Annotated in this window: 11 protein-coding genes; 7 read left to right on the top strand and 4 right to left on the bottom strand. The window is 68.2% G+C overall.

The window, feature by feature from the left end; translation table 11 throughout:
* Positions 1-198, top strand: a 198-nt coding sequence (locus FW784_RS14660; protein ID WP_205123603.1) for a hypothetical protein, incomplete at its 5' end; no start/stop codon positions are given.
* A 7-nt stretch (positions 199-205) separates the two neighbouring features.
* On the opposite strand, the gene FW784_RS10315 is transcribed toward FW784_RS14660, so the two are convergent.
* Positions 206-424 (bottom strand): hypothetical protein, encoded by a 219-nt coding sequence (locus FW784_RS10315; protein ID WP_137935218.1) that lies wholly within the window; start codon positions 422-424, stop codon positions 206-208.
* 602 nt (positions 425-1,026) lie between these two features.
* Here FW784_RS10315 and FW784_RS10310 point away from each other — a divergent pair.
* Both FW784_RS10310 and FW784_RS10305 read left to right on the top strand, forming a co-directional pair.
* Positions 1,027-1,854: a diacylglycerol/lipid kinase family protein gene (locus tag FW784_RS10310; protein WP_205123602.1), complete on the top strand. Its 828-nt coding sequence runs from the start codon at positions 1,027-1,029 to the stop codon at positions 1,852-1,854.
* The gene (locus tag FW784_RS10305; protein WP_149353260.1) at positions 1,854-2,666 is read left to right on the top strand and encodes a metallophosphoesterase family protein; all 813 of its coding nucleotides are present in this window, start codon (positions 1,854-1,856) and stop codon (positions 2,664-2,666) included. Before FW784_RS10310 ends, FW784_RS10305 begins: the two co-directional genes overlap by 1 nt.
* Positions 2,667-2,668: 2 nt before the next feature.
* On the opposite strand, the gene FW784_RS10300 is transcribed toward FW784_RS10305, so the two are convergent.
* Positions 2,669-2,860, bottom strand: a complete 192-nt coding sequence (locus FW784_RS10300) for a hypothetical protein (protein WP_149353259.1) — start codon at positions 2,858-2,860, stop codon at positions 2,669-2,671.
* 115 nt (positions 2,861-2,975) lie between these two features.
* Positions 2,976-4,463, bottom strand: coding sequence for an AAA family ATPase (locus FW784_RS10295; protein ID WP_149353258.1), 1,488 nt, complete (start codon positions 4,461-4,463; stop codon positions 2,976-2,978).
* A 139-nt stretch (positions 4,464-4,602) separates the two neighbouring features.
* Between FW784_RS10295 and FW784_RS10290 the strand changes: the two genes are divergently transcribed.
* From FW784_RS10290 to FW784_RS10280, 3 genes are read left to right on the top strand one after another with little or no spacing between them, the layout of a single operon-like run.
* Positions 4,603-5,079 carry a SixA phosphatase family protein gene (locus FW784_RS10290; protein ID WP_149353257.1) on the top strand — a complete coding sequence of 159 codons (477 nt, stop codon included), beginning with the start codon at positions 4,603-4,605 and terminating at the stop codon, positions 5,077-5,079.
* Positions 5,070-5,627 carry a YceI family protein gene (locus FW784_RS10285; protein WP_187770770.1) on the top strand — a complete coding sequence of 186 codons (558 nt, stop codon included), beginning with the start codon at positions 5,070-5,072 and terminating at the stop codon, positions 5,625-5,627. The genes FW784_RS10290 and FW784_RS10285 overlap by 10 nt, the downstream gene beginning before the upstream one ends.
* A 22-nt stretch (positions 5,628-5,649) precedes the next feature.
* The gene (locus tag FW784_RS10280) at positions 5,650-7,566 is read left to right on the top strand and encodes a phospholipase D family protein (RefSeq protein WP_425481631.1); all 1,917 of its coding nucleotides are present in this window, start codon (positions 5,650-5,652) and stop codon (positions 7,564-7,566) included.
* Between the two features lie 60 nt (positions 7,567-7,626).
* Here FW784_RS10280 and FW784_RS10275 read toward each other — a convergent pair whose 3' ends face one another.
* Complete coding sequence (locus FW784_RS10275) at positions 7,627-8,070, bottom strand: EamA family transporter (RefSeq protein ID WP_149353254.1); 444 nt, start codon at positions 8,068-8,070, stop codon at positions 7,627-7,629.
* A gap of 376 nt (positions 8,071-8,446) precedes the next feature.
* Here FW784_RS10275 and FW784_RS10270 point away from each other — a divergent pair, with 376 nt between their 5' ends.
* The gene (locus FW784_RS10270) at positions 8,447-8,647 is read left to right on the top strand and encodes a hypothetical protein (protein ID WP_187770769.1); all 201 of its coding nucleotides are present in this window, start codon (positions 8,447-8,449) and stop codon (positions 8,645-8,647) included.
* Positions 8,648-8,758: the final 111 nt, after the last annotated feature.

Raw genomic sequence — 8,758 nt, 5'->3', positions numbered from 1 at the left:
GGCCGACCGGCCCCTTCTACCGTCGATCCCGCCATCGCGGCACAGCAGCAGGCTATTGCCACTGGCCGCGCCTCTCGGGCCGCCCGCGAGCAGGCAGGCGCGGCGAAAAATGCACAGTATGAACATCGCCAGCAGGTTCTCCACCAAGCGGAACAGGACCGCCAGCGAGACAATGGTCGCGACGGCGCGGAGCGTTAATCCGCCGCTATTCCTGCATCAGGCCATCGAAGACTTCAAGCAGGGCATCTACGATGGCCTGGCCAAGGGCGTTGGCCGTTGCGGCAACTTCGTCTTCGCCGTGGTCACGCGTGGCGATGGCGAGATTGCCGCCTTCGTCAGCAACAATCGCCTTAGCCCGTTCAATTGCCCAAAGGGCGAAATCGCTGCGGCTGGAAATCGTTATCGTCTCGCTCTGCTCGTCCATGGCGTTCACCTTCCGTCTGGCCGCACAACTGGCCGTCTGTTTCGCTGATACTGAAACGCAGCCATATCGTTGGGCGCATATCGGGGGAACCATCTTCAGCATCTATCGACTGAATTCATTCGGAATTTCTACTCTGAGTGTTTGCACCGCGCCGCGTGATCGCCTAGACTCACGGCTGAAGCAGTCACGCGCTGCTTTGGGGCGTGGAAACCCCTCATAGCTAGGCAGGTGCCGCGACATGGCACCACTCTTCGACCTTTGCGGTCGGGGATCCTGCGGCGTATGCAACAGGTTCCTCGGAGCTAAAGGCCGTAGGGCCGTGCTATGCGGTTTCCAACTCCCCGATCACCAGGGGTCAAAGAGCAGAAGCGGGGGCGTACCGCGTTGCTCTGGGAGGAAACCGAGTGTCAGCAGCACCTTCCTTCACATTCTACACCTATTCGCCCACCTTCCAGTCGGCCGGGTCGCGTTGGCGTGACGATGTGGTCCGAAGTCCGTTTTTCGGTAGTGCGGAGAGTGCCCGCCAGGCGATCGTTGATTTACGCGAAGCGGTTTCAAGTGAACCGGATCACGATTTACCGCCAATGCATCTTGAGCGCGTCGTGACACTCCCGGTGACCAAGGAGGCAATGGTCGCGCTGCTCAATAGTGGCGTCGGGGCGATCGTCGATGCACTGGCAACCCGGCCGGCCTGCATCATCGCGGCCGGCGGCGATGGCACCGTCAACGCCGTGGCGCAACGCACCGTCGAGGCAGGCGTGCCACTTGGCGTGCTGCCCAGCGGCACGCTCAACCATTTCGCGGGCGACCTGGGCCTGCCTGATTCGCTGGAAGAGGCCGCGGCGGTGATCGCGCGCGGGCACGAGCGCACGGTCGATGTCGGCGAGGTCAACGGCAAACTGTTCCTGAACAACGCGAGCCTGGGCCTGTACGCGTCCATGGTCGTGCAGCGCGAGCGCCTGCAGGAGAAGCACGGCATCGGCAAGTGGCGCGCGCTGCTCCAGGCGGGGTGGTCGGTGCTCCGTCATCCGCACACGTTTTCGGTGGTGCTGCATATCGACGGCGAGGAATTGCGCCGGCGCACTCCGTTCGTGTTCGTCGGCAACAACGACTACGTGCTCCAGGGACCGCATGCCGGCGCGCGGAAGTCGCTGGACGACGGTTGCCTGTCGGTCTACGTGTTGCGACCGTGCGGGCCGTGGGGGCTCGTCGCCCTGGCACTGCGCGCGTTGTTCGGACGCATCGCCGACGGCCGCGACCTCGACGTCTTCCATGCGAGCGAACTGGTCGTCGAATCGACCCATGGCAGCGTGCGCGTCGCGCGCGACGGCGAAGTCGAGAGGACCGACGCGCCCGTGCGCTTCCGCCTGCGCCCGCTCGCGTTAAGAGTGCTCGCGCCGGAAAAACACCCCCAGGCGGAGACCGTTTGATGCGAACCGTGGTCCAGATTTCCGACCTGCACTTCGGCCGAGTCGACCCCGAACTGCTCGCCCCGTTGCGCGAGGCGATCGAAACGCTCCAGCCCGACGTGCTCGTGGTGTCGGGCGACCTGACTCAGCGCGCGCGCGAATCGCAGTTCAGCGATGCGGCCGAGTACCTGCAGACGCTGCCGGTGCCGCAGATCGTGGTGCCCGGCAACCATGATGTCCCGTACTACGACGTGGTGCGGCGCTTCCTGTCGCCGCTGGACCGCTTCCACCGCTACATCACCGACGACGCGTTTCCCACCTACATCGATGACGAGATCGCGGTGGTGGGGGTCAACACGGCGCGCTCGGCGACGTTCAAGGGCGGCCGCATCAACGTCGACCAGGTGCGCGAGATCGAGCAGCGTTTCCATGGCCTGGCCGAACACGTGACGCGCATCGTGGTCACGCATCATCCCTTCGACGTACCGCCCGGGGGCGACGAGAGCGACGTTCTCGGTCGCGCGCCGATGGCGATGGAAGAGTTTGCGAAGGCCGAGGTCGACGTGTTCCTTTCGGGCCATCTGCACCACAGCAATACGGGCACCACCGCGCACCGCTACCGCATCCAGGGCTTCGCGGCGCTCGTCGTGCAGGCCGGCACGGCGACATCGACGCGCGAGCGCGACGAGACCAACGCCTTCAACGTGTTGCGCATCGGCGACACCGACCTCACGGTCGAGACATGGCGCTGGGAAGTCGATGGCAAGCGTTTCGCCAAGGAAGGGCAGGCGGCGTACAGCTACGTGCACGGCACAGGCTGGCAGGCCGCCTGAGCTCAGCCGAAGCGGGCGAACTCGACGAAACCGTCGTCGTTCGCGACCAGGGCGCAGGCGGGTCGCCCGGAGCGAGCATGGAATTCATAAGCGACGCTCTCTGCGGCGCGCTCGGCCCAGTCGCGGGTGTCGATCCACTCGGCATGGCCGCCGGGGCGGCGCAGCAGCCAGCCGTCCTCGACGGGTTCGATCACGATTCGGTGCATGGCGGCGGGCGTTGTTGAACGTGCCGCCAGTCTTCCCGGCCTGCCGGGCCGGCGCAGTCGGCGGGAAGCGCGGCGCGGGGTGGGATTTCTCCGAAGCGCCGACCTAGTCGGCCGCCACCGTGCGGCCACGCGCCCAGTCGCGCAACGCCGCCACCTGCTCGGCCATCACCACCGACAGCGGGCGCGTGTTGCGCAGCTCCGCGCGGAGGGTGAAGCCCGACAGCGGCGAGCCCGTCGCATGCGCGGCATACAGGCCCGACACGATCGCCTGCTCGATCTCGGCGCCGGAGAACCCGTCGCTCGCGTTGGCGAGCGCGGCGATGTCGAAGGCCTCGATGTCGATCCCGCGCTTTTTCAGGTGCACGCGCAGCAGTTGTTCGCGCGCCGCGACGTCGGGCAGGTCGACGAAGAAGATCTCGTCGAAGCGCCCCTTGCGCAGCAATTCCGGCGGCAGGGCATCGATCTGGTTGGCGGTGGCGACGAGGAACACGCGCGACTTGCGTTCGGCCATCCACGTCAGCAGGTAGCCGAGTACGCGTCGGGACACGCCGCCATCGCCGTTGCCGTCGTCCGTCGACAGGCCCTTTTCGATCTCGTCAATCCACAGCACGCACGGCTCCAGCTGCTCGACCGATTCCAGCGCCTGCCGCAGGTTCTTTTCGGTCTCGCCGTGGAACTTGTCGTAGAGCGTGCCGAAATCCAGCCGCACCAGCGGCACCGCGAAGCCGGCCGCCACCGCCTTGGCCAACATCGATTTGCCGCAGCCCTGCACGCCCAGCAGCAGCACGCCCTTGGGCGGATCGAGGCCCGGCGGGGGCTCGGCGGCGAGGAACACCGCCTTGCGCTGCCCGATCCAGCGCTTGAGGTTGCGTGCGCCGGCAACGTCGTCCATCTGCGCGGCGTCGTACTCGTAGTGCAGGTGGCCGCTGCGGTTGAGCAGTTCGAATTTCAGCTTGGCGAGTTCGGGCAGGTCGTCCGCGTTGAGCGCGCCGTCGCGGAAGATCAGGTGGCGCGCGATGCGGCGCACGTCCACCGGGTCGAGGCCGCGCAGGTTGCGCACGATCTGCTGCGTTGCCTCCGCGTCGACGGTGACGCGACGGCCGCCGTTCTCGCGCGCGAAGTTCTCCGCTTCCTCGCGCACGATCCTGAGCCGCGCGTTGGCATCCGGCATCTGCGGGCGGTAGCGCACCGCGAGCGATTCGATGTCGGGCGGCAGCGCCACGCTCTGGCCGACCAGCACGATCACGTGCGGCTGGCAGCCGCGGCGCTGCACCAGGTCGCGCAGCATGCGCTGGCTGCCGGCGTAGCCCAGGTACGGATGCATGTCGAACAGCAGGTAGATACCGCGCTGTTCGGCGTCGCGCATCGCCTGGAACGTGCTCGACGCATCCGGCGCCACGTGCGGCGGGTCCTCGCGGTCGAAGTCCAGGCGGCGCAGGCCTTCGGTGATCGTCCAGCGGTAGAGCTCGCGCCAGACCTGCATCAGTGTCTGCCGGAACAGCTCGACCACGCGCGCTTCGTCGCGGGTCTCGATCACGATCAGCGGCGTGTTCGCGCGGATCAGCGCGACGAGGTCGTGCAGTTCACTCATTCGGCTCGGACCCGGCCGTCGCGTCCGGCGCCGGCGAACGCGGATGATACGGGCACGCCGCGACGTGTAGGCTCGAACGGCAGCATTCACTCCGCGACCACCGCGATCCGCCAATCTGACCTGCCAGGGAGCCCCATCGATGCGCGAAATCGTCCTTCTGCGCCATGCCCACGCCGAATCCCCGACCGCCGGGCAGACCGATGCCGATCGTCCGTTGTCCGCCGAGGGGCAGGCGGCGGCCGAAGCGGTCGGACGCTGGCTGGTCGAGAACGGCCACGTGCCCGACTGCGTGCTGCTGTCGCCGGCGCGGCGCGTGCGCGAGACCGCCGAGGCCGTCCTGCGCGTGACCGGGTACGTCGACCAGCGCGAGGAACCCGAAATCTACGAGGCGACGCCGGGCACGTTGATGGAAGTGGCCGACCGCTATCGCGAGTGCGGGCGCGTCATGATCGTCGGGCACAACCCGGGGCTCGAACAGCTCGCGGCGCTGCTCGAAAGTGGCCAGTCCGGCGACTACCGCGGCATGCCGCCGGCGGGTGTCGCCGTGCTTTCGCTGCCGGCGACGGCATTGCTGGAGCCGGGCGTCGCCACGCTCACGAACTTCTGGTGGCCGTGACCGGGCGCACGCCCTTCTTCCTGCTCGCGGTCCTGCTCGCGGCCTGCGGCGCCAGCCACGCGCAGGCGTTCGATCCGGCGCGTTCGAGGATCGATTTCGACGTCCACACGCGTATCGGCTCGCCGGTGCGCGGACGTTTCCCGGCGTTCGACGGACGCCTGGACACCCTCGCCGACGGACGACAACAGGTGCGCCTGCGCCTGTCCGCGCGCGACCTGGTAATCGGCACGTCCGCCCGTTACACGCGGCTGGCGCGCGGGCCGCAGCTGTTCGACGCCGCGCGCTACCCGTCGATCGACTTCGTGTCCGATCCGTATCCGCCCGCGCTCGCGCGTACCGGGGGCGCGCTCGAAGGGCGCCTGCGCATGCACGGCGTCGAGCGCCGCGAGCATTTCGTGCTCGCGCCCGCCACCTGCGACCGCCCGGGGCAGGGCTGTCCGATCCTCGCCATCGGGCGCGTCAGCCGCGATGATTACGGCCTCGATGGCTGGCGCTGGGCGCTGGCCGACAGCGTAGGCTTCCGCATCGATGTGCGTTTTGAAAACTGACCTGCGCCGCGCCGCACGCGCGCTGTTCGCCTGCCTGCTGGCCTGCACCCTGGCCGCCTGCGTGCAGCTGGCGCCTAAACAGGTGCGCGCGATCGATGCGCTGGTGGCGCAGGCGCGTCCGTCGGAAACCTCGTGCAACCAGCCCGACGCATGCGCACGGCCGTCGGACCTGCATGCGCTTGCCGGGAAGGCCTTCGCGGAGTCCACGCCCGACGCGCCGCGCCACTACACGCTTCTGCTCGATCGCGGCAGCGATGCGCTGCTCGCGCGCATCGACCTGATCCGCAGTGCGACCACGTCGATCGACCTGCAGACCTACATCTTCGACGAGGACGACGCGGGTCGCTTCGTGCTCGACGAGCTCATCGCAGCGGCCCGGCGCGGCGTGCGCGTGCGCCTGCTGATGGACCAGCTCTCGGCGCTCAAGCGCGTCGACACATTGGCCGCGCTCGCAGGCGTGCACGCGAACATGCAGACGCGCATCTACAACCCGGTTCTCGGGCGTGCGCGCATGACGTATCCCGGCTACGTCGTGGCCGCGGCCTGCTGCTGGCGGAGGCTCAACCGGCGCATGCACACCAAGCTCTTGCTGGTGGACGGTGCGCTCGGGATCACCGGCGGTCGCAACTACGAAGACGACTATTACGACTGGGACGCCGAATACAACTTCCGCGATCGCGACCTTCTGATCGCCGGTCCGACCGCGCGCGAGATGGGTGCCAGCTTCGACCGCTACTGGAATGATCGTCGCAGCGTGCCCGTCGAGCACCTGGTCGACGTGGGCCGCCGCCTGCTGCGCACCGGCGTGCCCGCCTTGCGCACGGACAGTTTCGAGGAGCCCGCGCGGCTGGTCGCCGCGAAGGCCGCGGTCGACGATCCGGCGTTCGTCGATACGCGCCTGCTGCCGCACGTGCTGCCCGTGGGCGCTGTCGACTATGTCGCCGACCCGCCGGGCAAGGGCGCGACCGAAAGCGTGCTGTCGCCGGCGAGCAGCACGCTACGCGACCTGATCCTCGGCGCGCACGAGCGGGTGATCCTGCAGACGCCCTACCTGGTGCTTTCAAAGCAGGCGCGCCAGATGTTCCGCGAACTGCAGCGCCGGCCGGATCCGCCGCAGGTGATCATTTCCACCAACAGCCTGGCATCGACGGACGCGTTCATCGCGTACGCGCTGTCGTACAAGTACAAACGCCGTTACCTGCGCGAATACGGCTTCGAGATCTACGAATTCAAGCCGTTTCCCAAGAACGAACCGATCGACGTCGCCACCACCGGTGCACTCGATGTCGACGGCGCGCCACCTGCCGCCATGGCGCGGGTCGAATGCAACCGCGACAGCGCGATCGACTGCAGGCGCGCACGCGAACTGGCGCAACGTGCCCGGCGGCGACCGCTCGAGCGCGAGTTCACCGCGCTCGCCTACGGCAGCCGCCGCAGCAATTCGCCGGTTCCGCTGAAGCGCGCCGGTGTGCGCATGGGGCTCCACGCGAAATCGATGGTGATCGACGAATCGGTGGGCGTGGTCGGCACGCACAACTTCGACCCCCGCAGCGATCGCTACAACACCGAGTCGATGGTGGTGATCCGCGATCCTGCGTTCGCGCGCGAACTCGCTGCGAGCATCGGACGCGACATCGAGCCCGAGAATTCGTGGGTGATCGCGCCGCGCGCGAAGCCGCCGGTGCTGTCGGGCATCGATTACACGCTGGTCAAGGCGTCCGAGCAGCTGCCGCTGTTCGACTTTGCGCCTCGTCGCTATGCCACGAGCTACGAGTTCCAGCCGTCGGCGCGTTGCCCGTTGCCGTTGTCGCCGCGCGATCCACGCTTCCGCGACTGCTATCAGGCCGCCGGCGATTTCCCGGAAGTCGCGCTGGGGTTCAAGAGCGTGATCACGCGCATCTTCACCGCGTTCGGCGCTGGGCTCGCGCCGATTCTCTGAGCACACGCCCACGGCGTCGCAAACGTTGCGCCGTTCGGGGTTGGATCGCTGCCGTCGTCGTCACGCGCGGCGCGGCGCGAGTGCCAGCAACACCACCCCGGCCGCGACCAGCGCGATGCCCGCCCATTCCCGCAACGTCGGGCGTTCGCCCAGGAACGCGAAGGCGAAGACCGCCACCAGCACGACGCTGAGCTTGTCGACCGGCGCCACCTGCGAGGCGTGACCGATCTGCAGGGCGCGGAAATAGCAGACCCATGACGCGCCCGTCGCAAGGGCAGACAGCACCAGGAACAGCACCGTGCGCGCGGAGAGATCGCGTGGATCGCTCCACTTGCCCGCCCATGTCACGAAGGCGCCGAGCACGAAGACGATCACGACCGTGCGGAACAGCGTCGCGAAGTCCGAGTCGACGCCCTGGATTCCGATTTTCGCAAACACCGCGGTGAGCGCGGCGAAGCATGCGGATGCGAGCGCCCAGGCGAGCCAGGCAGGGGAGGCGGTCATGGGCATGTCTGGAAGGGAGCTGGCGAATGATGACGGGCCCGCGGTGCAGCGCGTGTTTCGCGGATGCGGGCGCGCATCGGCGATGTGGGTGGCGACCTTGCCGTCGTTGAGCCGGGTTGCGCTACAGGCCGTGGCTGATGGTGGCGCTCCGCGCGGGCCGGCACCCACGGCGCTGACTCCCCCCTCGGGCCGAGTTCCCGCCGGGTTGCGGCAGAAAAGCAGCAAGAGGTGCCGTGGCGGCGGCCGGCCGCCCGGAAGTCCCCCAGCCGCCGTCGATCGCTAGTCCATCGGTGGGGTGACTTCCGGCCCATGCGATCCCGGCTAGGTGTTGTACTTTACCAACACACCGCTTCACCACCTCACCGAGATCACCGCCATGACCGCCACCGAACTGACCCGCCCGACCCCGAACCCGACGGCCACCACCGACTCCGCCCGCGTCGTCCCGTTCGACCTTTTCGCCCGCCCGGGCCCGCGCGAACGCGACTTCGGCGTCGGCTACGGCAAGAGCAGCGGCTACGCCAGCAACCGCCGCTACGTGACCGAGACCGCCGGCCGCACGTTCCGCGTCGCCTGATCCGTCCCGCCACGCCGCGAACCGAGTCCGTGATGACCCCGATCCTGCGCCGCCTCGCCGCTCCCGCCCTGCTCGCCGTCGCGCTGCCGGCTTTCGCCGCCGCCCGGCCTG

The sequence above is a fragment of the Cognatilysobacter lacus genome, assembly GCF_008274655.1.
Lineage (GTDB): Bacteria > Pseudomonadota > Gammaproteobacteria > Xanthomonadales > Xanthomonadaceae > Cognatilysobacter > Cognatilysobacter lacus.
The sequence above is the reverse complement of the archived record's forward strand: the minus strand, read 5'-3'. Positions and strand labels throughout refer to the sequence as shown.